Origin of the sequence: Dryocola clanedunensis, assembly GCF_038405435.1 — a bacterium.
In the GTDB taxonomy this organism is placed as follows: Bacteria; Pseudomonadota; Gammaproteobacteria; order Enterobacterales; family Enterobacteriaceae; genus Dryocola; species Dryocola clanedunensis_A.
In genome coordinates this window covers 656254-679090 of the sequence record NZ_JBBYHZ010000001.1, presented here as the reverse complement: position 1 = coordinate 679090, position 22837 = coordinate 656254, and the positions used below count along the sequence as shown (strand labels likewise).

Annotated in this window: 21 protein-coding genes and 1 tRNA gene; 17 read left to right on the top strand and 5 right to left on the bottom strand. The window is 56.3% G+C overall.

Translation table 11 applies throughout. From position 1 onward, the window contains the following. Positions 1–106: 106 nt before the first annotated feature. Positions 107–182 (top strand) — tRNA-Gly (locus AAE045_RS03130). 272 nt (positions 183–454) lie between these two features. Here AAE045_RS03130 and queG read toward each other — a convergent pair. Next, entirely contained in the window at positions 455–1594 is a 1140-nt protein-coding gene (gene queG / locus AAE045_RS03125) for a tRNA epoxyqueuosine(34) reductase QueG (protein WP_455546420.1), read from the bottom strand. On the opposite strand from queG, the gene nnr reads away from it, so the two are divergent. The 15 genes from nnr (at position 1593) to AAE045_RS03050 (ending at position 19173) form a co-directional block, all read left to right on the top strand. Continuing rightward, on the top strand, positions 1593–3119 hold the full coding sequence (gene nnr / locus AAE045_RS03120) for a bifunctional ADP-dependent NAD(P)H-hydrate dehydratase/NAD(P)H-hydrate epimerase (RefSeq protein ID WP_455546419.1): 1527 nt from the start codon (positions 1593–1595) through the stop codon (positions 3117–3119). The two genes, queG and nnr, sit on opposite strands and share 2 nt — an antisense overlap. Continuing rightward, positions 3112–3573: a tRNA (adenosine(37)-N6)-threonylcarbamoyltransferase complex ATPase subunit type 1 TsaE gene (tsaE, locus tag AAE045_RS03115; protein WP_455546418.1), complete on the top strand. Its 462-nt coding sequence runs from the start codon at positions 3112–3114 to the stop codon at positions 3571–3573. The genes nnr and tsaE overlap by 8 nt, the downstream gene beginning before the upstream one ends. A gap of 13 nt (positions 3574–3586) precedes the next feature. Continuing rightward, complete coding sequence (amiB, locus tag AAE045_RS03110; protein ID WP_455546417.1) at positions 3587–4921, top strand: N-acetylmuramoyl-L-alanine amidase AmiB; 1335 nt, start codon at positions 3587–3589, stop codon at positions 4919–4921. 8 nt (positions 4922–4929) lie between these two features. Continuing rightward, on the top strand, positions 4930–6780 hold the full coding sequence (gene mutL, locus AAE045_RS03105; RefSeq protein ID WP_455546416.1) for a DNA mismatch repair endonuclease MutL: 1851 nt from the start codon (positions 4930–4932) through the stop codon (positions 6778–6780). Next, on the top strand, positions 6773–7720 hold the full coding sequence (gene miaA / locus AAE045_RS03100) for a tRNA (adenosine(37)-N6)-dimethylallyltransferase MiaA (RefSeq protein WP_455546415.1): 948 nt from the start codon (positions 6773–6775) through the stop codon (positions 7718–7720). The genes mutL and miaA overlap by 8 nt, the downstream gene beginning before the upstream one ends. Before the next feature lie 102 nt (positions 7721–7822). Beyond that, complete coding sequence (gene hfq / locus AAE045_RS03095) at positions 7823–8134, top strand: RNA chaperone Hfq (protein WP_455546414.1); 312 nt, start codon at positions 7823–7825, stop codon at positions 8132–8134. A 75-nt stretch (positions 8135–8209) separates the two neighbouring features. Then, the gene (gene hflX / locus AAE045_RS03090) at positions 8210–9490 is read left to right on the top strand and encodes a GTPase HflX (protein ID WP_455425985.1); all 1281 of its coding nucleotides are present in this window, start codon (positions 8210–8212) and stop codon (positions 9488–9490) included. Between the two features lie 73 nt (positions 9491–9563). Further along, entirely contained in the window at positions 9564–10820 is a 1257-nt protein-coding gene (gene hflK, locus AAE045_RS03085) for an FtsH protease activity modulator HflK (protein ID WP_455546413.1), read from the top strand. Between the two features lie 2 nt (positions 10821–10822). After that, entirely contained in the window at positions 10823–11827 is a 1005-nt protein-coding gene (gene hflC, locus AAE045_RS03080) for a protease modulator HflC (RefSeq protein ID WP_455425983.1), read from the top strand. A gap of 67 nt (positions 11828–11894) precedes the next feature. Continuing rightward, positions 11895–12092 carry a DUF2065 domain-containing protein gene (locus AAE045_RS03075; RefSeq protein ID WP_455546412.1) on the top strand — a complete coding sequence of 66 codons (198 nt, stop codon included), beginning with the start codon at positions 11895–11897 and terminating at the stop codon, positions 12090–12092. A 102-nt stretch (positions 12093–12194) separates the two neighbouring features. Next, the gene (locus tag AAE045_RS03070; RefSeq protein ID WP_455546411.1) at positions 12195–13493 is read left to right on the top strand and encodes an adenylosuccinate synthase; all 1299 of its coding nucleotides are present in this window, start codon (positions 12195–12197) and stop codon (positions 13491–13493) included. Positions 13494–13657: 164 nt separating this feature from the next. After that, positions 13658–14083: a nitric oxide-sensing transcriptional repressor NsrR gene (gene nsrR, locus AAE045_RS03065; protein WP_455546410.1), complete on the top strand. Its 426-nt coding sequence runs from the start codon at positions 13658–13660 to the stop codon at positions 14081–14083. Between the two features lie 38 nt (positions 14084–14121). Beyond that, positions 14122–16587: a ribonuclease R gene (rnr, locus tag AAE045_RS03060; RefSeq protein WP_455425980.1), complete on the top strand. Its 2466-nt coding sequence runs from the start codon at positions 14122–14124 to the stop codon at positions 16585–16587. A 117-nt stretch (positions 16588–16704) separates the two neighbouring features. Then, complete coding sequence (gene rlmB / locus AAE045_RS03055) at positions 16705–17436, top strand: 23S rRNA (guanosine(2251)-2'-O)-methyltransferase RlmB (RefSeq protein WP_455546409.1); 732 nt, start codon at positions 16705–16707, stop codon at positions 17434–17436. Between the two features lie 102 nt (positions 17437–17538). Further along, complete coding sequence (locus tag AAE045_RS03050; RefSeq protein ID WP_455546408.1) at positions 17539–19173, top strand: isovaleryl-CoA dehydrogenase; 1635 nt, start codon at positions 17539–17541, stop codon at positions 19171–19173. Positions 19174–19223: 50 nt separating this feature from the next. Here AAE045_RS03050 and AAE045_RS03045 read toward each other — a convergent pair whose 3' ends face one another. Beyond that, complete coding sequence (locus tag AAE045_RS03045) at positions 19224–19499, bottom strand: YdgH/BhsA/McbA family protein (RefSeq protein WP_455425977.1); 276 nt, start codon at positions 19497–19499, stop codon at positions 19224–19226. 159 nt (positions 19500–19658) lie between these two features. After that, on the bottom strand, positions 19659–19988 hold the full coding sequence (gene bsmA / locus AAE045_RS03040) for a biofilm peroxide resistance protein BsmA (protein WP_455546407.1): 330 nt from the start codon (positions 19986–19988) through the stop codon (positions 19659–19661). Positions 19989–20183: 195 nt separating this feature from the next. Here bsmA and yjfP point away from each other — a divergent pair, with 195 nt between their 5' ends. After that, positions 20184–20912, top strand: a complete 729-nt coding sequence (gene yjfP, locus AAE045_RS03035; protein WP_455546406.1) for an esterase — start codon at positions 20184–20186, stop codon at positions 20910–20912. Here the strand turns inward: yjfP and ulaR are convergent, their stop codons facing one another. Beyond that, on the bottom strand, positions 20913–21668 hold the full coding sequence (ulaR, locus tag AAE045_RS03030; protein ID WP_455425975.1) for an HTH-type transcriptional regulator UlaR: 756 nt from the start codon (positions 21666–21668) through the stop codon (positions 20913–20915). A gap of 101 nt (positions 21669–21769) precedes the next feature. Then, on the bottom strand, positions 21770–22834 hold the full coding sequence (ulaG, locus tag AAE045_RS03025; protein WP_455546405.1) for an L-ascorbate 6-phosphate lactonase: 1065 nt from the start codon (positions 22832–22834) through the stop codon (positions 21770–21772). Between the last annotated feature and the right edge of the window lie 3 nt (positions 22835–22837).

Sequence of the window (22837 nt, the reverse complement as noted above, 5' to 3'; positions counted from 1 at the left end):
ATAGCTCAGTTGGTAGAGCACGACCTTGCCAAGGTCGGGGTCGCGAGTTCGAGTCTCGTTTCCCGCTCCAAAATTTGATTGGCTTTCACAGCCACGCACCACCCAAGCGGGAATAGCTCAGTTGGTAGAGCACGACCTTGCCAAGGTCGGGGTCGCGAGTTCGAGTCTCGTTTCCCGCTCCAAATTTTATCTCTCAAGCATAAATTATCCACAACGCCAGACGGCGTCCCGGTGGTTTTTTCACGTCCCCTGCAAACTCTTGTGAACAGAGTTATCCACAGGCGGCGCGCTTTTCCTTTTCCTGCTAAGAATCTTACAAATATTACAGGTTCTGTTTAATGCATTGATTAATAACAGATTAATTTCAATGCAAAATGTTAACCAGACCGCTTGACGGATTTTTTCCCCTTGTCTGGCAAAGCATTTTTATTTTTATGCACATCCTGTGGACATATCATGCATCGCGTTTTAACCCCTTTTCAATGACCCGGACCAGCCTCTGTTTCTGGGGCAGCTGCACCTCTACCGCCTGCTCGCTTCGCCTGATTAATTGTTGCGCAATCGCCCAGTCAATGTGCTCATCAAGAAGTGGGTGCTCACCTTTGCGCTGTTGAAGCGCGGCAAGATTGCTTTCATCCCATGGCGCATTGCCGAGCGCGACGGCGATATTTCGCAGCCACCTCAGATGCCCGATGCGGCGAATCGCCGAGCCTTCCGTAATTTTAAGAAACTGAGCCTCACTCCAGCCGAATAGTTCTACCAGCTGCGGCGCGTGGAGCGCACGCCTTGGGCTGAAATCGTCTTCTTCAGTAAGCTGCGAGAAGCGGTTCCACGGGCAAATCAGCTGGCAGTCATCGCAGCCGTAAATCCGGTTGCCAATTAGCGGACGAAACTCCTCGGGGATGGCGCCTTCCAGCTCAATGGTGAGATAGGAGATACAGCGGCGGGCATCGACGGTATAGGGTTCGACAATCGCGCCGGTCGGGCAAATTGTCATACAGGCTACGCAGCGCCCGCAGTTTTCTTCCACCGGCTGGTCAACGGGCAGAGGGATATCAACCAGCAGCTCGCCAAGGAAGAAGAACGAACCCGCGTCGCGGCTGAGGATTAGTGAGTGCTTACCTGTCCAGCCAAGGCCCGCCTTTTCCGCCAGCGGGCGTTCAAGAATGGGCGCAGAATCAACAAAGGGTCTAAAATTCAGCGTGGAACAGTGGGACTGGATCATCTCGCCCAGCTTTTTCAGGCGGTTACGCAGCAGCTTGTGGTAGTCGCGGCCCAGGGCATAGCGGCTGACATAGCCCAGGCCCGGATTTTTAAGCGTGGAAGCGAACGCCGCGTTGGCGGGCAAATAGTTCATCCTGACGCTGATAACGCGCAGCGTACCGGGAAGAAGTTCATGAGGGCGTGCGCGCATCATGCCGTGGCGCGCCATCCACTCCATCTCGCCGTGGTATTGTTTATCCAGCCAGGCCTGTAGCTTTGGCTCCTGGGCGCTGAGATCGGTATCGGCAATACCCACCTGCTGGAAGCCGAGTTCATTGCCCCACCGTTTGATATTTTGCGCTAACTGATTGAGATCGAGGGGCTGTGACATGACGGACCATAACGAGAAATTAACCGCCAGAAGTATACCACACTCCGTCTGGTCGGCAGACTGGCTGCGTAACGCCGAAAAACAGGCGGCTGACAGCCTGGGGCTGACCCTCTACGAGCTGATGCTCAGAGCTGGTGAGGCGGCGTTTACCCTTGCCAGGAATCATTATCCCGATACCCGCCGCTGGCTCGTTTTATGCGGCCATGGTAACAACGGCGGCGATGGCTATGTTGTGGCCCGCCTTGCGCAATCAGCGGGTATCGCTGTGACCTTACTTGCGCAGGAGAGCGATAAACCGCTGCCGGAAGAGGCGGCGCAGGCGAGAGAAGCCTGGCTGAACGCCGGTGGGGTTATCCATTCTTCCGACATTCCATTGCCGGCGGATAGCGATTTGATTATTGACGGTCTGTTGGGCACGGGCCTGAACGCCGCCCCCCGCGAAAATCTTGCGCGGCTCATCGAAAAAGCTAATCTGCATTCTGCTCCCGTTATTGCCCTCGATATTCCCTCAGGCTTGTTAGCCGAAACGGGGGCCACGCCCGGAGCGGTGATCAATGCTGACCATACGCTGACGTTTATCGCCCTTAAGCCCGGGTTACTCACCGGCAAGGCCAGGGATGTCGTTGGCGAACTTCATTATCACGCGCTGGGGCTTGAGGCCTGGCTGGAAGTTCAGGCTGCGCCGATATCGCGCTTCGATCGCGAAGATTTGCCGCGCTGGCTGAAGCCGCGTCAGCCTACCTCCCACAAAGGGACTAACGGGCGGCTGGTCATCATTGGTGGGGATCATGGCACGGCTGGTGCCATACGCATGACCGGGGAAGCGGCGCTTCGTGCCGGTGCCGGACTTGTCCGCGTGTTAACCCGGCAGGAAAATATCGCCCCGCTGATTACTGCCCGCCCGGAACTAATGGTCCACGAGCTGACGCCTGCCTCCCTCGAAGAGAGTCTGGAATGGGCGGACGTTATCGTGATTGGGCCGGGCCTGGGCCAGCAGGAGTGGGGCAAAAAGGCCCTGCAAAAGGTGGAAAACAGCCGCAAGCCGATGCTTTGGGATGCGGATGCGCTTAACCTTCTGGCAATCAATCCCGATAAACGTCAGAATCGCGTCATTACTCCCCATCCAGGGGAAGCGGCGCGCCTGTTAAATTGCGCGGTGTCACAAATTGAGAGTGACCGCTTACTTGCTGCAGACCGCCTCGTAAAACGTTATGGCGGATGCGTGGTCTTAAAAGGTGCGGGCACCATAGTCGCCGGTCAGGATCGTGAATGCGGGCTGATTGACGCAGGCAACGCCGGGATGGGCAGCGGCGGCATGGGCGATGTGCTTTCGGGTATCATTGGGGCATTGCTGGCGCAGAAGCTTAGCCCGTATGATGCAGCCTGTGCGGGTTGTGTTGCCCACGGTGCCGCAGCCGATGAGCTGGCGAGCCGTTACGGCACGCGCGGCATGCTGGCGACGGACCTATTTTCAACGTTGTACCGTTTTGTTAACCCGGATTTGAAAACCCTAAATCATGATTAATCGTGTTATTGCATTACCTGATGAAGCAGCCACTCTTGAACTGGGCGCACGCGTAGCGGCCGCCTGCGAAGGAGCAACCGTTATTTATCTTTATGGGGACCTGGGCGCGGGCAAAACGACGTTCAGCCGTGGCTTTATGCAGGCGCTGGGCCATAAGGGCAATGTGAAAAGCCCGACTTACACCTTAGTCGAGCCGTACACGCTCGATGATTTGATGGTTTACCATTTCGACCTGTATCGTCTGGCTGACCCGGAAGAGCTCGAGTTTATGGGCATCCGCGACTATTTTGCCAATGATGCAATTTGCCTGGTAGAGTGGCCGCAGCAGGGGAAGGGCGTGCTGCCTGAACCCGATATCGAGCTGCACCTGGACTACGAGGCGCAAGGGCGTGAGGCGCGCATAACAGCAGTTTCCTCATCTGGTGAGTCGTTACTGGCGCGGTTGGCCAAATAACAAGGATGGCGGGATGATCTATCGCGTTAAGAGTTGGTTGATAGCTGCCTGGCTGCTGGTGCTTTGTGCCCAGGCCGGGGCGGCAAGTCTCGCCGATATTCAGGTGTCCAACGGTGATAACCAGGCGCGTATCACCTTCAGCTTTATGGGCGATCCGGAGTATTCATTCTCTCAGGACGGCAAAAGAAGCGTCGCGCTGGATATTAAGCAGACCGGCGTGATTCAGGGGTTGCCGCTGCAGTTCAGCGGCAATAACCTGGTGAAAAGCATCCGCTCCGGCCAGCCAAAAGATGTCGGCACTATCCGTCTGGTGGTCGATTTAACTCAGGCCGGTAAAACCCGTGCGGTGAAACAGAAAAACGGCGCAAACTATACGGTAGTCTTCACGATCAACGCCGATGCGCCGCCGCCACCGCCACCGCCGCCAGTTGTTGCGAAGCGCGTAGAGCCTGCGCCTGTGATTCGTTCGTCCGAACCGGCAAAAAATCCGTTTAAACCGCAGCAGGTGACCGGGGCTATCAGCTCAAATACGGTCACGCGTCCGGCGCGGTCGACGAAGAAAACCAATGTGAATTCAGACACTATTATCGTTGCCATTGATGCCGGGCACGGCGGACAGGATCCTGGCGCTATCGGCTCCGGCGGCACGAAAGAGAAAAACGTCACTATTTCTATCGCCCGCAAGCTGCGTTCGCTGCTCAACGACGACCCGATGTTTAAGGGCGTGCTGACGCGCGACGGGGACTATTTCATTTCGGTCATGGGGCGTTCAGACGTTGCGCGTAAGCAAAATGCCAACATTCTGGTGTCGATACATGCCGATGCTGCGCCGAACCGTGATGCAACTGGCGCATCCGTCTGGGTGCTTTCTAACCGCCGCGCCAACAGCGAAATGGCGGGCTGGCTTGAGCAGCACGAGAAACAGTCCGAACTGCTGGGCGGGGCGGGCGACGTGCTGGCAAACAGCCAGGCTGACCCGTACCTCAGCCAGGCCGTGCTGGATTTGCAGTTCGGCCATTCCCAGCGCGTCGGGTATGATGTGGCGACAAAAATGCTGACGCAGTTAGGGCAAATTGGCTCGCTGCACAAGCGCCGCCCGGAGCACGCAAGCCTTGGCGTGCTGCGCTCGCCGGATATCCCGTCGGTACTGGTTGAAACAGGGTTTATCAGCAACGGCGGCGAAGAGCGTCTGCTGGGCAGCGATGCTTACCAGCAGCAGCTTGCGAAAGCGATCTACGAAGGGCTGCGCGCCTACTTCCTGGCGCACCCGATACAGTCGGCACCGGCGGCGGAACAAACCGCCAGGGCGCAAAACGCCGACCTCGATAAAGTCGCCATTACTCAATAAGGAATTCTATGCCGATCCAGGTTCTGCCTCCCCAGCTTGCGAACCAGATTGCCGCAGGCGAAGTGGTTGAACGCCCGGCGTCGGTGGTGAAGGAGCTTATCGAAAACAGCCTTGATGCCGGTGCCACCCGCATCGACATCGACATTGAACGCGGCGGCGCGAAGATGATCCGCATCCGCGACAACGGCTGCGGCATCAAAAAAGACGAGCTGGCGCTGGCGCTGGCCCGTCATGCCACCAGCAAAATTGCCTGTCTCGACGACCTTGAGGCGATTATCAGCCTCGGTTTTCGCGGCGAAGCGCTGGCTAGTATCAGTTCAGTGGCCCGCCTCACGCTGACTTCCCGCACGGAAGATCAGAGCGAAGCATGGCAGGCATACGCCGAAGGGCGTGACCAGACGGTAACGGTAAAGCCTGCCGCGCACCCGGTCGGTACCACGCTGGAAGTCCTGGATCTCTTCTACAACACGCCTGCCCGCCGCAAGTTCATGCGCACCGAGAAAACAGAATTTAACCATATCGATGAAATTGTCCGGCGCATCGCGCTGGCGCGGTTCGACGTCTCAATCAACCTCAGCCACAACGGCAAAATGGTGCGTCAGTACCGTGCCGTGCAGGAGGGGGCGCCGCGCACTAAGCGACTTGGCGCTATCTGCGGTACGCAGTTTCTTGAGCAGGCGCTGGAAATCGAATGGCAGCATGGCGATCTGGCCCTGCGCGGCTGGGTGGCGGAGCCGTCCGGCACCACGTCGGCGCTGGCAGAAATTCAGTACTGCTATGTGAACGGGCGCATGATGCGCGACCGACTGATCACCCATGCAATTCGTCAGGCCTGCGAAGATAAGCTTGGCTCCGAGCAGCCCGCGTTTGTGCTTTATCTTGAAATCGACCCGCATCAGGTGGACGTCAACGTTCATCCGGCGAAGCATGAAGTGCGCTTTCATCAGTCGCGGCTGGTGCATGATTTTATCTATCAGGGCGTGCTGACCGTTCTTCAGCAGCAGAGTGAAAACAATCTTTTGCAGGAAGAGACGCCTGCGGCGGTAACCCAGGAGCGCTGGCAGCCAGAAAACCGCGTGGCATCCGGGCGCAATCAGTTTTCTACGCCAGCCCCTTCTGCTGCCCGAGAATCGGCTCCTCGCTCGTCTGGCGGTGCTGGTGGAACGCAAAGGCAGCCTCTATGGCCGAACGCGGCACCGGGCTACCAGAAGCAGCAGGGAGCCTTATATCGAGAGCTGCTGGATACGCCAACGGTTCCACCTGTCGCTATCCGCGCAGAGGAGCCGGACGCGCTGGAAGGGCACAGCCAAAGCTTTGGACGCGTTTTAACCGTCATTCACCCTGAATACGCGCTGCTCGAGCGAGAAGGCAAGCTCATGCTGCTCTCTTTGCGCGTGGCGGATCGCTGGCTTAAACAGGCACAGCTGATTCCCGGCAGTGAAGGCGTTCGCGCGCAGCCGCTGCTGATCCCGGTGCGCATGAAAGTCAGCAAAGAAGAGCTGGACGTGTTGGTGAGTTATCAACCGTTATTGCTCAGTATGGGCATCGAATTTGCGGCGGAGGCGAAACAAATCGTTATTCGCACCGTACCTTTACCTTTGCGTAAACAAAATTTACAAATCTTGATTCATGAACTGCCAGGATACCTGGCGCAACAGGCAGAGATAAGCGCAACGCAAATCGCCCACTGGTTCGCCCGTCATCTGACCGCCGAACACCAACAGTGGAATCAGGCACAGGCCATTGCTTTGCTTGCGGATGTTGAGCGTCTTTGCCCGCAGCTGGTGCGAAATCCACCCGGCGGTTTGTTACAACCTGTTGATTTAACTCTGGCGATGAACGCCCTGAAACATGACTGAAGCGACGAAAAGCCTGCCGAAGGCGATATTTTTGATGGGGCCAACGGCCTCGGGTAAGACGGCATTAGCCATAAACTTGCGTAAAACGCTGCCGGTAGAGTTGATAAGTGTCGATTCGGCCCTTATCTATCAGGGGATGGACATCGGAACGGCGAAGCCGACGGCGGAAGAACTCGCCCAGGCACCGCACCGTCTGCTGGATATCCTCGACCCGGCGCAGGCGTATTCCGCCGCGGACTTCCGTCGCGACGCGCTGGCCGAGATGGCCGAGATTACCGCTTCAGGCCGTATCCCCCTGTTAGTGGGGGGAACAATGCTTTATTTCAAAGCATTACTCGAGGGTCTTTCGCCGCTGCCTGCGGCGGATCCCGAGGTTCGGGCAAAGATAGAACAACAGGCAGCAGAGCTAGGATGGGACGCGTTGCATCGTCAACTGGTCGACATCGATCCCGTTGCCGGAGCACGGATTCATCCAAATGATCCGCAAAGGCTTTCCCGGGCACTGGAAGTTTTTTTCATTTCGGGTAAAACTTTAACGGAACTGACGCAAACGTCAGGAGAGGCTCTGCCGTATCAGGTGCATCAGTTCGCCATCGCCCCGGCGAGCCGTGAACTGCTCCATCAGCGAATTGAGCAGCGTTTTCATCAGATGTTAGCTTCAGATTTTGAAGCAGAAGTGCGGGCTCTTTTTGCCCGCGGAGATTTGCATACGGAGATGCCTTCCATTCGTTGTGTGGGCTACCGGCAGATGTGGTCTTATCTGGCGGGAGAAATTTCACACGAGGAGATGGTTTATCGAGGTATTTGCGCGACGAGACAATTGGCTAAGCGCCAGATGACCTGGTTGCGAGGTTGGGATGGAGTTCACTGGTTAGACAGCGAAAATCCAGACCAGGCGCGCAATGAAGTATTACAGGTTGTTAGTGCGAAGCATCAATGAATGTGTACAATTGAATCGACATCGTGCGCAAATTTTTACGCAGTTTTTCAGAGCCTCAGGGTTCTTGAGTTACAAACAACAAACATATAAGGAAAAGATAGAATGGCTAAGGGGCAATCTTTACAAGATCCGTTTCTGAACGCTTTGCGTCGGGAACGTGTTCCGGTTTCTATTTATTTGGTGAATGGTATTAAGCTGCAAGGGCAGATTGAGTCTTTTGATCAGTTCGTGATCCTGTTGAAAAACACGGTCAGCCAGATGGTCTATAAGCACGCGATTTCAACTGTTGTTCCGTCTCGTCCGGTATCTCATCATAGCAATAACACCGGTACTGGCGGTTCTGGCAGCAATTACCACCACGGTGGCAGCGCGCAGGGTGCTGCGCCGCAACAAGACAGCGAAGACGCCGAATAAGGCTTCCTGCTGTTTTCCAAGTCGGGGGACCAGAGAATCTGCGTTCCCCGCTGATTTTTTTGAGAGGTTATACGCTTGTTTGACCGTTATGACGCTGGTGAGCAGGCGGTGCTGGTACACATCTACTTTTCGCAAGACAAAGATATGGAAGACCTGGCGGAGTTTGAATCCCTGGTCTCTTCAGCCGGAGTCGAAGCGCTGCAGGTGGTTACCGGTAGTCGCAAATCGCCGCATCCCAAGTATTTTGTTGGTGAAGGCAAAGCGGTAGAAATTGCCGAAGCAGTTAAGTCATCTGGGGCCTCGGTCGTGCTATTTGATCATGCGTTGTCCCCGGCACAAGAACGTAACCTTGAAGCCCTGTGCGAATGTCGGGTTATCGACAGAACAGGTCTGATTTTAGATATCTTTGCCCAACGTGCGCGTACCCACGAAGGTAAGCTGCAGGTTGAGCTGGCACAGTTGCGCCATCTGGCAACCCGACTGGTTCGCGGCTGGACCCACCTTGAACGTCAGAAAGGCGGGATTGGTTTACGCGGCCCTGGCGAAACTCAGCTTGAAACGGACCGTCGACTGCTGCGTAACCGCATCATGCAGATCCTCTCACGCTTACAACGAGTCGAAAAACAACGTGAACAGGGCAGGCGGTCGCGGGCAAAAGCCGATGTGCCAACGGTCTCGCTGGTGGGCTACACCAACGCCGGTAAATCCACCCTTTTTAACCAGATTACCGCGGCTGACGTCTATGCCGCAGATCAGCTGTTCGCCACGCTGGATCCGACCCTGCGCAGAATAGATATCGCAGACGTTGGGGAAACCGTGCTGGCGGATACGGTCGGCTTTATTCGCCATTTGCCGCACGATCTGGTGGCGGCGTTTAAAGCTACTTTGCAGGAGACGCGTCAGGCCACGCTGCTGTTACACGTGATTGACGCATCGGATCTTCGGATCCAGGAAAACATCGCCGCCGTAGATACCGTTTTAGAAGAGATCGAGGCCGATGAGATCCCAACCCTGCTGGTAATGAACAAAATCGATGCGCTGGATGAATTTGAGCCACGTATCGACAGAAACGATGAGAACGTCCCGATACGCGTCTGGCTTTCTGCCCAGACGGGTGCCGGTGTTCCCCTGCTTTTCCAGGCTTTGACAGAACGTTTATCTGGTGAAATTGCACAGCATACGTTGTGCTTACCCCCCCAGGCTGGGCGACTTCGGAGCCGGTTTTATCAGCTTCAGGCAATAGAAAAAGAGTGGACCGAGGATGACGGTAGCGTGGGCTTGCAGGTACGTATGCCTATCGTTGACTGGCGTCGCCTTTGTAAACAAGAGCCGGCTCTAATGGATTACATTGTTTGACCGGAGTGTGTTTGTCCTGAAGACTTTTTCCCCCTCGGGGGATATCACCGCACAATACATATGGAGCATAAACATGGCGTGGAATCAGCCCGGTAATAACGGACAGGACCGCGACCCGTGGGGAAGCAGCAAACCTGGCGGCGACTCTGGGGGTAATAAGGGAGGGCGCGATAAGGGGCCACCCGATCTGGATGATATCTTCCGAAAATTAAGTAAAAAACTGGGTGGGCTGGGCGGCGGCAAAAGCGGTGGCACCGGCGGCGGTTCTTCACCGACCCCACGTCCGCAGATTGGCGGGCGCGTGATTGGCATCGTGGCCGTTGCTGCGGTGATCATCTGGGCAGCTACCGGGTTCTACACCATTAAAGAAGCCGAGCGCGGCGTTGTGACGCGTTTTGGTAAATTCAGCCATCTGGTTGAGCCAGGTCTGAACTGGAAACCGACCTTCATTGACAGCGTTCGCGCCGTTAACGTCGAGTCCGTACGTGAATTAGCCGCATCGGGCGTCATGCTGACTTCCGATGAAAACGTCGTGCGCGTTGAGATGAACGTGCAGTACCGGGTGACCGATCCAGAACGCTATCTGTACAGCGTGACCAGCGCTGATGATAGCCTGCGTCAGGCAACGGACAGCGCGCTGCGTGGCGTTATCGGTAAGTACACCATGGATAAGATCCTTACCGAGGGTCGTACCATTATTCGTACCGATACCCAGCGTGAGCTGGAAGAGACCATTCGTCCGTACAACATGGGGATCACCCTGCTGGACGTTAACTTCCAGACGGCACGTCCGCCGGAAGAAGTGAAGGCCTCCTTCGATGATGCTATTGCCGCACGTGAAAACGAACAGCAGTACATCCGTGAAGCTGAAGCTTACACCAACGAAGTTCAGCCGCGTGCCAACGGTCAGGCACAGCGTATCCTCGAAGAAGCTCGCGCCTACAAAACACAGACCGTGTTAGAAGCGCAGGGTGAAGTTGCCCGCTTCGCGAAGATGCTGCCAGAGTATAAGGCCGCGCCGGAAATCACCCGTGAGCGTCTGTATATCGAAACCATGGAAAAAGTGCTGAGCCATACCCGCAAAGTGCTGGTTAACGATAAGGGCGGCAACCTGATGGTTCTGCCACTCGACCAGATGCTGAAAGGGGGTTCACAGCCTGCCCAGAAGAGCGATAACAGTGGCGCCAACAACCTGTTGCGTCTGCCACCGGCATCCAGCTCTTCCAGCAGCAGCACTGGCACCCCGTCCTCGACTAGCCGAGGCGATATCATGGATCAGCGCCGTGCAGACGCACAGCGCACTGATAACCAGCGCGTAGGGAGTGAATAACGATGCGTAAGTCAGTCATTGCTTTAATCATCATCGTGCTGGTGGTGCTGTTCACCTCGGTCTTCGTGGTTCACGAAGGCGAGCGTGGGATAACGTTACGCTTCGGCAAAGTTCTGCGTGATGACGAGAACAAGCCGGTGGTTTACGAGCCGGGCCTGCACTTTAAGGTGCCGTTTATCGAGTCGGTGAAAACCCTTGATGCGCGTATCCAGACCATGGATAACCAGGCAGACCGCTTCGTTACCAAAGAGAAGAAAGACCTGATCGTTGATTCCTACATCAAATGGCGCATCAGCGACTTCAGCCGCTACTACCTGGCAACGGGCGGCGGCGATACTTCTCAGGCAGAAGTGCTGTTGAAACGTAAGTTCAGTGACCGTCTGCGTTCTGAAATCGGTCGTCTGGATGTGAAAGACATCGTGACCGACTCCCGTGGTCGTCTGACCCTGGACGTGCGCGATGCGCTGAACTCCGGTTCTGCGGGCACCGAAGATGAAGTTGCTACCCCAGCAGCGGATGATGCAATCGCTTCTGCGGCTGCGCGTATTACGAAGGAAACGAACGGTAAAGTGCCGGTTGTTAACCCGAACAGTATGGCCGCGCTGGGTATCGAAGTTGTTGACGTGCGTATCAAGCAGATCAACCTGCCTGCGGAAGTGTCTGACGCAATCTACAACCGTATGCGCGCCGAGCGTGAAGCGGTAGCGCGTCGTCACCGTTCACAGGGTCAGGAAGAAGCTGAGAAGCTGCGTGCAACTGCGGACTACGAGGTGACTCGTACGCTGGCAGAAGCCGAACGTCAGGGCCGTATCAGCCGTGGTGAAGGGGATGCCGAAGCCGCTAAGCTGTTTGCCGATGCGTTCAGCCAGGATCCAGACTTCTACGCCTTTATCCGTAGCCTGCGCGCTTACGAGGCGAGCTTCAAGTCCGGTCAGGACGTGATGGTGCTCAGCCCGGACAGCGATTTCTTCCGCTACATGAAGACGCCAGCTAACAGCACACGTTAATATCGACAGCCTTACAGTAGAAGAGCCGGTCTGACCGGCTCTTTTTTTATCCGTTTCAGGGACAACTATGAACTCAACAATCTGGATTGCGCTGGCGCTGGTTTTGGTTCTCGAAGGGCTGGGCCCCATGCTCTATCCGCGCACGTGGCGCAAAATGATCGCCGCTCTTATTCAGCTTCCTGATAATACGCTGCGTCGTTTTGGCGGCGGTCTTGTGGTTGCGGGCGTCGTTATCTACTACATGTTGAGTCATGTGGGCAGCTAAACCCCCTCAATCTTACTGATTGCTATTTTGTGGACTAAAAGGGCTGATCATCGTCGAAACCGGTGGTAGAATCCTTTTTTAAGCAAACGGTGATTTTGAAAAATGGGTAACAACGTCGTCGTACTGGGCACCCAATGGGGTGACGAAGGTAAAGGAAAGATCGTCGATCTTCTGACTGAACGGGCTAAATATGTTGTACGCTACCAGGGCGGTCACAACGCAGGCCATACTCTCGTAATCAACGGTGAAAAAACCGTCCTCCATCTTATTCCATCAGGTATTCTTCGCGAAAACGTCACCAGCATCATTGGTAACGGCGTTGTGCTGTCTCCAGCTGCGCTGATGAAAGAGATGAAAGGCCTGGAAGACCGCGGTATTCCAGTACGTGAGCGTCTGCTGCTGTCCGAAGCGTGTCCGCTGATCCTCGACTACCATGTGGCTCTGGACGTTGCTCGCGAAAAAGCGCGCGGTGCCAAGGCTATCGGTACTACCGGTCGTGGTATCGGTCCTGCGTATGAAGACAAAGTGGCCCGTCGCGGCCTGCGCGTTGGCGACCTGTTCGACAAAGCCACCTTTGCCGACAAGCTGAAAGAAGTGATGGAATACCATAACTTCCAGCTGGTTAACTTCTACAAAGTTGAAGCGGTTGACTACCAGAAAGTGCTGGACGATGTCATGGCTATCGCCGACATCCTGACCGGCATGGTAGTGGACGTGTCCAACCTGCTGGACGAAGCGCGCAAGCGCGGCGACTTCATCATGTTCGAAGGTGCTCAAGGCACGCTGCTGGACATCGACCACGGTACCTATCCGTACGTGACCTCCTCCAATACCACCGCAGGTGGCGTTGCAACAGGTTCAGGCCTCGGCCCGCGCTATGTGGATTACGTGCTGGGTATCATCAAAGCTTACTCTACTCGTGTAGGTGCAGGTCCGTTCCCGACAGAGCTGTTTGATGACGTGGGCGAGTTCCTGTGCAAGCAAGGTAACGAGTTCGGCGCAACCACTGGCCGTCGTCGTCGTACCGGCTGGCTGGATATTGTTGCCGTGCGCCGTGCCGTGCAGATCAACTCCCTTTCAGGCTTCTGCCTGACCAAGCTGGACGTGCTGGACGGCCTGAAAGAGGTTAAACTCTGCGTCGGTTACCGCATGCCGGATGGCCGCGAAGTCACCACCACCCCAATGGCGGCGGATGACTGGGAAGGTATCGAGCCAATCTACGAAACCATGCCGGGCTGGTCTGAGACCACTTTCGGTGTGAAAGAGCGTAGCGGCCTGCCGCAGGCAGCACTGAACTACATCAAACGTATTGAAGAACTGACGGAAGTCCCTGTAGATATCATCTCTACCGGTCCTGACCGTTCTGAAACCATGATTCTGCGCGATCCGTTCGACGCGTAATCTGGATACGGGGTGTGGCCTTCACACCCCGTTTTGCTACTTCTCTCGCCGCTTTTTTTACCTTCCCCGAACAAATAAATTAGCCGCCAAAGATATGGCTGGTTTATCATCAATATATCGCCACACGGGCGATGAGCGTTTCCCCTCCCACCCCAGAGGTTGATGTGCAGTTAACGAGTTTTACTGATTACGGTTTACGTGCTTTGATTTACATGGCGTCTTTGCCCGAAGGCAAGATGACCAGCATTTCGGAAGTGACTGACGTATATGGCGTCTCCCGTAATCATATGGTGAAAATCATCAATCAACTCAGTCGTGCTGGCTATGTAACAGCAGTGCGCGGCAAAAACGGCGGCATTCGCCTCGGCAAGCCTGCGAATACCATTCGCGTGGGCGATGTAGTGCGTGAGCTGGAACCGCTTTCTTTGGTGAACTGTAGCAGTGAGTTTTGTCATATCACCCCCGCATGTCGCCTGAAACAGGCGCTGGCCGAGGCGGTGCAGAGCTTTCTGACAGAGCTGGATAAACACACGCTGGCCGAACTGGTGGACCAAAACCAACCGCTCTACAAATTACTGCTGGTGGAGTGATCGCTACTCTGTCTGCGGATGACAACGGAGGAACCGCAATGTCAAAAGATCCTTTTCAGGAACGAGAAGCCGAAAAATACGAAAACCCGATCCCAAGCCGGGAGTTTATTCTCGCTCACCTGACCAACCGTGAAAAACCAGCCAACCGTGAAGAACTGGCTGTAGAACTGAACATTAGTGGCGAAGAGCAGATTGAAGCCTTACGCCGCCGCCTGCGCGCCATGGAGCGTGACGGGCAGCTGGTCTTCACCCGCCGCCAGTGCTATGCGCTGCCGGAGCGCCTTGATTTGCTGAAGGGCAAGGTCATCGGCCACCGTGATGGCTTCGGTTTCCTGCGCGTAGAGGGCCGTAAAGACGACCTCTACCTTTCATCCGAACAAATGAAAATGTGCATGCACGGTGATATCGTGCTGGCGCAGCCGCTGGGTGCCGACCGCAAAGGCCGCCGAGAAGCGCGTATTGTTCGCGTGCTGGAGCCAAGAACCGCGCAAATCGTAGGTCGTTACTTTACCGATGCAGGCATCAGTTTCGTGGTGCCGGACGACAGCCGCCTGAGCTTCGACATTCTTATCCCACCGGAAGGTGTGATGGGCGCGCGTATGGGCTTTGTGGTGGTGGTTGAGCTTACCCAGCGTCCTACCCGTCGTACTAAAGCCGTCGGCAAAATCGTGGAGATCCTGGGCGATAATATGGGCACCGGCATGGCCGTCGATATGGCCCTGCGCACCCATGAAATTCCTTATGTCTGGCCGCCAGAAGTTGAAGCCCAGGTGGCTTCCCTGAAAGAGCAGGTGCCGGAAGAGGCCAAAGTTGGCCGCGTGGACTTACGCGACCTGCCGCTGGTCACCATTGATGGTGAAGACGCCCGCGACTTCGATGACGCCGTATTCTGCGAGAAAAAACGCGGCGGCGGCTGGCGCCTGTGGGTAGCCATCGCCGATGTAAGCTACTACGTTCGTCCGCCAACCGCGCTGGACAACGAAGCGCGCAATCGTGGCACGTCCGTCTATTTCCCGTCGCAGGTTGTTCCAATGCTGCCGGAAGTGCTCTCCAATGGCCTGTGCTCGCTCAATCCGCAGGTCGACCGTCTGTGTATGGTCTGCGAGATGACCATCTCTTCTACGGGCCGCCTTACCGGGTCTAAGTTCTACGAAGCGGTGATGAGCTCCCATGCGCGTCTGACCTACACCAAAGTGTGGCATATGCTTCAGGGAGACCAGGAGCTGCGTGAACAATACGCGCCGCTGGTTAAGCACATCGAAGAGCTGCATAACCTCTACAAAGTGCTGGACGTCTCCCGTGCCCAGCGCGGCGGCATCTCGTTTGAAAGCGAAGAGGCGAAGTTTATCTTCAACGCCGAACGCCGTATCGAACGTGTTGAACAGACCGTGCGTAACGACGCGCACAAACTGATTGAAGAGTGCATGATCCTCGCGAACATCTCCGCGGCCCGCTTTGTGGAAAAGGCCAACGAACCGTCGCTGTTCCGCGATCACGACAGGCCGAGCAACGACGCGATCACCGCGTTCCGTTCGGTGCTGGCTGAGCTTGGCCTTGAGCTGCCGGGCGGGCAGAAGCCTGAACCGCGCGACTACGCCGATTTGCTTCAGTCCATCGCGGATCGCCCGGATCATGAAATGCTGCAAACTATGCTGCTGCGCTCCATGAAGCAGGCGGTTTACGATCCGGAAAACCGTGGCCACTTCGGCCTGGCGCTGCAGTCCTATGCGCACTTCACCTCGCCGATTCGCCGTTACCCGGACCTGCTGCTCCACCGCGCCATTAAATATCTGCTGGCGAAAGAGCAGGGGCACAAAGGCAACAGCACGGACTCCGGCGGCTGGCATTACAGCATGGAAGAGATGCTGCAGCTTGGTCAGCACTGTTCCATGGCCGAACGCCGTGCGGATGAAGCCACCCGTGACGTAGCGGACTGGCTGAAGTGTGACTTCATGCAGGATCAGGTTGGGCAGACGTTTAACGGTATCATCGCCAGCGTGACCGGCTTCGGCTTCTTTGTCCGTCTTGACGATCTGTTTATCGACGGCCTGGTGCACGTTTCGACGCTGGACAACGACTACTACCGCTTCGATCAGATCGGGCAGCGCCTGATTGGCGAATCAGGCGGTCAGACTTACCGTCTGGGCGATCGCGTAGAAGTGCGAGTTGAAGCTGTTCATATGGACGAGCGTAAAATAGACTTCGCGCTGATTTCCAGCACCCGCGCCCCGCGTGGCGAAGGCAAAACCGCGAAAGACCGCGCCAAAAAGGGCGGTAACGGCGGCGGGCCAAAACGGCGTCAGGGCGGCAAACGCGTAAACTTCGAGCCGGACAGCGCTTTCCGTAAAGAGAAAGGGCCAGCCAAAGCGAAGAAAGCGAAGGCTGACAAGCCGGCCGAGCCGAAGGCGAAGAAAGCCAAAACGCCTTCCGACAAAACCCGTAAGATAGCCGCCGCCACGAAAGCCAAGCGCGCTGCTAAAAAGCAGCCGGGTCAGACGAGCTAGCCCCACGTAGGGCGGATAAGCGAAGCGTCATCCACCGTTTTGGGGATGACACAGGCTTATCCGCCCTACGATTACAGAACAACACAGACGCTATCGCGTCTGAAACGAGTAACAGCAATGAGTGAAATGATTTACGGTATTCACGCCGTTCAGGCGCTTCTGGATAACGCCCCGCAGCGTTTTCAGGAAGTTTTTATCCTTAAAGGCCGTGAAGACAAACGTCTGATGCCGCTGATCCACGCGCTGGAAGCCCAGGGCGTACCGGTACAGGTGACAAACCGCCAGTGGCTCGACGAGAAATCCGAAGGCGCGGTACACCAGGGGATCATTGCCCGCGTGAAGCCGGGGCGTCAGTATCAGGAAAACGATCTGCCGGAGCTTATCGGCAGCCTCGAGAAGCCTTTCCTGCTGATCCTGGATGGCGTTACCGATCCCCATAACCTCGGTGCCTGCCTGCGTAGCGCAGATGCCGCTGGCGTGCATGCGGTAATCGTCCCGAAAGACCGTTCCGCCATGCTGAACGCAACGGCGAAAAAAGTGGCCTGTGGCGCAGCAGAGAACGTTCCGCTGATCCGCGTGACCAACCTGGCTCGTACCATGCGTATGCTGCAGGAAGAGAACGTCTGGATTGTCGGCACCGCTGGCGAAGCAGACCACACCCTGTACCAGAGCAAAATGACCGGCCCGATGGCGCTGGTGATGGGTGCGGAAGGTGAAGGTATGCGCCGTCTGACTCGCGAGCACTGCGACGAGCTGATCAGCATTCCAATGGCAGGTTCCGTCTCCTCACTGAACGTCTCCGTCGCAACGGGCATCTGCCTGTTCGAAGCGGTGCGTCAGCGCAGCTAAAAAACGGGCGGGGTGGTAACACCCCGCTTTGTGATCCCCCTCCGGGCATAAGCATCATATGCGTCCATAATTAATGGCAATGCCATTACAGGAGGGAACGCGATGCGCTGGCAAACTCATACCGTTTTTAACCAACCCACCCCTCTCAACAACAGTAACCTCTTTCTTTCCGATATCTCGCTATGCGAGGCCGTTGCCCGTGAAGGGGCTGGCTGGGACGCCGAGCTGCTTGCCAGCATTGGCCAACAGCTGGGCTCCGCTGAGTCGTTAGAGCTCGGCAGGCTGGCAAACGCCAATCCTCCGGAGCTGCTGCGCTACGACCCCAGCGGCGAACGCCTTGACGACGTGCGTTTCCATCCGGCCTGGCACCTGCTGATGCAGGGGCTGTGCGCGAACCGGGTACATAATTTTCCGTGGCAGGAAGACGCCCGTCACGGCTCTTTCGTGGCGCGTGCGGCCCGGTTTGTCCAGCATGCTCAGGTGGAAGCGGGAACGCTATGCCCGGTAACGATGACGTTTGGCGCCATTCCGCTCCTGCAAAAGTATCTTCCGAAGGAGTTTCATTCATGGACAAAACCCCTGCTAAGCGACCGCTACGATGCCCATCTTCTTCCCGGCAGCCAGAAGCGCGGGCTGCTGGTTGGCATGGGGATGACGGAAAAGCAGGGCGGTTCGGACGTGCTCAGCAACACCACGAAGGCAGAGGCAGTAGACAAACCAGGGCCGGGCGAAATGTATCGGCTGGTAGGCCACAAGTGGTTCTTCTCCGTGCCGCAAAGCGATGCCCATCTGGTGCTGGCCCAGGCCAAAGGCGGGCTATCCTGCTTCTTCGTGCCGCGATTTATGCCGGACGGACAGCGCAATTTTGTCAGGCTTGAGCGTCTCAAGGACAAACTCGGCAACCGCTCCAACGCCAGCAGCGAAGTAGAGTTCTGCGATGCTGTCGGCTGGCTAATCGGGGAAGAGGGGGAGGGCGTACGCTGCATCCTGAAAATGGGGGGCTATACCCGCTTTGACTGCGCGCTGGGCAGCCATGGCCTGATGCGGCGTGCTCTCTCGGTTGCTCTCTATCATGCCCATCAGCGGCAGGCGTTTGGCAAGAATCTCATCGACCAGCCGATCATGCGTCAGGTTCTGGGCCGTATGGCTCTCCAGCTGGAGGGGCAAACCGCATTTCTCTTCAGGCTGGCTCGGGCCTGGGAATCCCCGAACGACCCCCGGGAGCTGGCCTACAGCCGCCTGTTTACCCCTGCGGCGAAATTCAGCGTCTGTAAGGCGGGGATCCCGTTTGTCGCAGAGGCGATGGAAGTGCTGGGCGGTATCGGCTATTGCGAAGAGAGCGAGCTGCCCCGTATCTACCGCGAGATGCCTGTTAACAGCATCTGGGAAGGTTCAGGAAACATTATGGGGCTGGACGTGCTGCGGGTCATTACGCGCCAGCCTGGCGTGCTGGAGATGCTCCACGCCGAGTTTGATGAGGTGAAGGGCCAGAACCGCCATTTCGATCGCAGCTGGCGGCAGCTGCAGCAGCGCCTGCGTAAGCCGCAGGAGGAGTGGGGGCGTAGTATCGCGAAACAGCTTGCGAACCTGGCAACCGGCGCCCAGCTGCTGCCCCATCTTTCGCCACCGCTGGCCGAAGCCTGGTGCCGTATGGCGCTCGATGAACGTGGGGAGTCGGTGCTGCCGGAAGCCGTGCTGACGGACGTGCTGCTGCGGGCTACGGGGCGGACCGCGTAAAACAAAAAAGCCACCGATGCGGTGGCTTTTAGCATGTGTCAGCATTATTTTCAGGCATAGAGAATGGCCTGTGCGCGCCAGCTGTCAGCATGATGATTCTCCTGCATTGTCACAATGCGGTAGTAGGATGCGCCCTGCTCATCGGCCTTCAGCGCAATCACCTTTTCCACATCCTGCGCGCTGCCCGCGATGCTGTTCAGGGAGATCAGGCCAATCTCATTCAGACCGGTCACGCGGTCTGCCGCGACATCTTCTGCCGACTGGGCTGCGGTGGTGATCATCCCCACCGATAACAGTAATGACGTTAAGGCAAACGATCGTTTCATTGTCAGTTCCTTATTAACAAACCCCGGGCATCAGCAGGGCATTCCTTCGCGTAAACTGGACCCCGTGCGAGCCGGTATGGCGTGGGGTCCATTGTGCATGTGAAACAATAAATCGCCGAAAATCTGTGTAAATATCAATAAACAAGCAGCATCAGGATCTCATTTTCGATACAAAATCGCCTGCGCGTACCATTGTCCCGGTACGACCGTCTCGTCGTTCAGGACGATGACATAAAAATCCGCTTTGGCCGCCGCCGCCTTTGCTTTAATCACCGCTTCGGAATCCATCGGCGAGCCGCGCTCCATGGCGGTGACCGTGCCAATCTTTGTCAGCCCCTGGGTTTGATAGCGCTGTATCTCCTGGGGATGGTCCGCAACCGGTGGTGCTGGCTGGGGCGTTCCCTGCAGGACAGAACAGGCGCTAAGCGTCGTTGCCAGTAACAAAGCGAAGAGCAGTCGCATAGTATTTTCTCGTTTCCTGATAGCCATAGTGTAGTTCCGGGTAAGCGCTGTGAAGAGGGAATGTTCCCTTTCTGTTACCTCTCCCGCGCTTTTGAATTACTTTCGAATGAAAATCGTCGGTGAGATCTCATCGTTACAATAATCCATAAGAGTGATTTTCTTGCCACCCGCTACGCCGTGGCTTACAACAGACATTCACAGCGGAACGACGGGGAGAGAATGATGATAGAAATGTATACGGAACGGCTGGCGGGGATCGAGGTTTTACATGCTGTTCCTGGCGGGCAGAGGCAAAAATCGTTGCCCACCGTACTGTTTTATCACGGCTTTACCTCCTCGAAGCTGGTTTACAGCTATTTTGCCGTAGCGCTGGCGCAGGCGGGAATACGCGTGGTGATGCCGGATGCGCAGGCCCACGGCGCTCGTTTTAACGGGGATGTTGAAGCGCGTCTGAGCCAGTTCTGGCCAATTCTGAAAACGAATATTGACGAGTATCCCCTGTTGCGAGATGCGCTTGAGGAGCAGGGCCTGATTGCCGAAGGGCGTCTCGCCGTTGGCGGGGCATCGATGGGGGGCATGACCGCACTGGGCATAATGGCCCGCCATGAGGAAGTGCGCAGCGTGGCCTGCCTGATGGGATCGGGCTATTTCACCCAGCTCGCGAAAACCTTATTCCCGCCGAAAGCAGACCAGCTGGAAACCACTCTCGCCCGGCTTGCGGATTACGATATCAGCAGCCAGCTGGAGCGCATCGGCAACCGCCCGCTGCTGCTGTGGCATGGTGAAGAGGATGACGTAGTGCCAGCGGCAGAGACTTTCCGCTTACAGCAGGCGCTGATTCATCAGGGGCTGGACCAGCAGCTGACCTGCCTGTGGGAAGCGGGCGTAAAACACCGGATTACCCCCACCGCGCTGGAAGCGACCAGCCGCTTTTTCATCAGCAATCTTTAGCTAAACCAGAATGACCCGTACGCCTTGATCCTGAAGCTTTTTAACCACTTCAGGCGAGGCCTGCCTGCCGGTGATGACCAGGTCAATCTGCTCTGCGCGGCTGAACAGCATACCTGCCCGCTGCCCCACTTTGCTGCTGTCGACCAGTACCGCCAGTTTGCCCACCACCCCCAGCATTTTCTGCTCAGCCATTGCGGTAAGCATATCCGTTTTATACAGCCCTTCCGCCGTCAGCCCTTTGCCGCTGGTAAACATCCAGTGGCCGGCGTACAGCGAGGTTTCGCTGTCCTGCGGGCCGAGGGTAATCGAGTGGCTCTTGTTATATTGCCCCCCCATGATAACCACGCTGTCATGCTCCTGGTCGATGAGGTAATTCGCCAGCGGCAGGTAATTAGTGATGATTTGTACCGGCTTGCCGCAAATTTCCTGCCCGAGTAAAAACGCGGTAGATCCACAGTTGATGACGACGCTTTCCCCCGGACTCACCAGCTGCGAAGCGGCGCTGGCAATACGGCTTTTCTCGTCGTGATTCTGTGCCAGATGGATATTCATTGGCGTCCAGCGAGGCCGCTGCTGGCTTACCGCCTCCGCGCCGTTACGCACCTTTTTCAATCTGCCGCTCTCATCCAGCTTGTTGATGTCGCGGCGCGCGGTGGCGGGTGAAATGGCCAGGCGTTCCATAACCTGTTCGACCGTGACGAACCCAGTTTGCTGCAGCAGTTCAAGCAGAATCTGATGACGCTGTGCTTCGGTCATGCTTATTCCCGATAAGATGTGATTTTTAAAGATGATATTTGAAAAAGGGTGAAAAACCTAAGTTTTACGCTGAAAAAGCCGGGCAGCTGCCCGGCTTAAGTTTAAAGGAAGGACCTGAAAGGAAGATCCGGTTCGATGGTAAAGCAATCGTCGAATCCGCGCGGGTAGTGGTACTCAAACAGGTCTTTATCAAGCGGCCAGGTAAATTTGCCCCCCACCTGCCAGATAAAGGGTTTAAAACCATATTTCAGCCGATCTTTTTTCATCTCCCACAGCACGCGAATCTCCTGCGGGTCAGCCTGGAAATTCGACCAGATATCATGGTGGAACGGGATCACGACTTTGGTGTTAAGCGACTCGGCCATGCGCAGAATGTCAGCGCTGGTCATTTTATCCGTGATGCCGCGCGGGTTCTCGCCGTAAGAGCCAAGCGCCACGTCAATCTGATGGTCGTTACCGTGCTTCGCATAGTAGTTGGAATAATGGGAGTCACCGCTGTGATAGAGATTGCCGCCCGGTGTTTTGAACAGGTAGTTCACCGCGCGTTCATCCATTCCATCCGGCAAAACGCCAGCGGCTTTCTCTTCCGCCGCCAGGGTAATCAGCGCCGTGCGGTCAAAGGCGTCCAGCGCATGGATTTCAATATCTTTCACCTTCACCACGTCGCCCGGCTTTACCACGATGCAGCGTTCACGCGGCACTCCCCAGTTTATCCAGATATCCACGCAGGTTTGCGGTCCGATAAAAGGCACGTCTGAAGGACAGTTCTGCATGACTGCTGCCGCAACGTTCACGTCGATATGATCGTTGTGATCGTGCGTCGCCAGTACCGCATCAACAGTGCGAATGGCAAAAGGATCGAGTACGAACGGTGTGGTGCGCAGGTTTGGCTGAAGTTTTTTCACGCCCGCCATACGCTGCATCTGGTGTCCGGCTTTCATCAGCGGATTGCCGTGGCTCTGTTTACCCGTGCCGCACCAGAAATCGACGCAGATATTGGCCTGTCCCTGGGACTTCAGCCATATCCCGGTGCAGCCCAGCCACCACATCGCAAATGTTCCCGGCGCGACCGCTTCCTGCTCAATTTCTTCGTTCAGCCAGCTCCCCCACTCCGGGAAAGTGCTCAGTATCCAGGACTCGCGGGTGATCGTTGCTACTTTACTCATGAA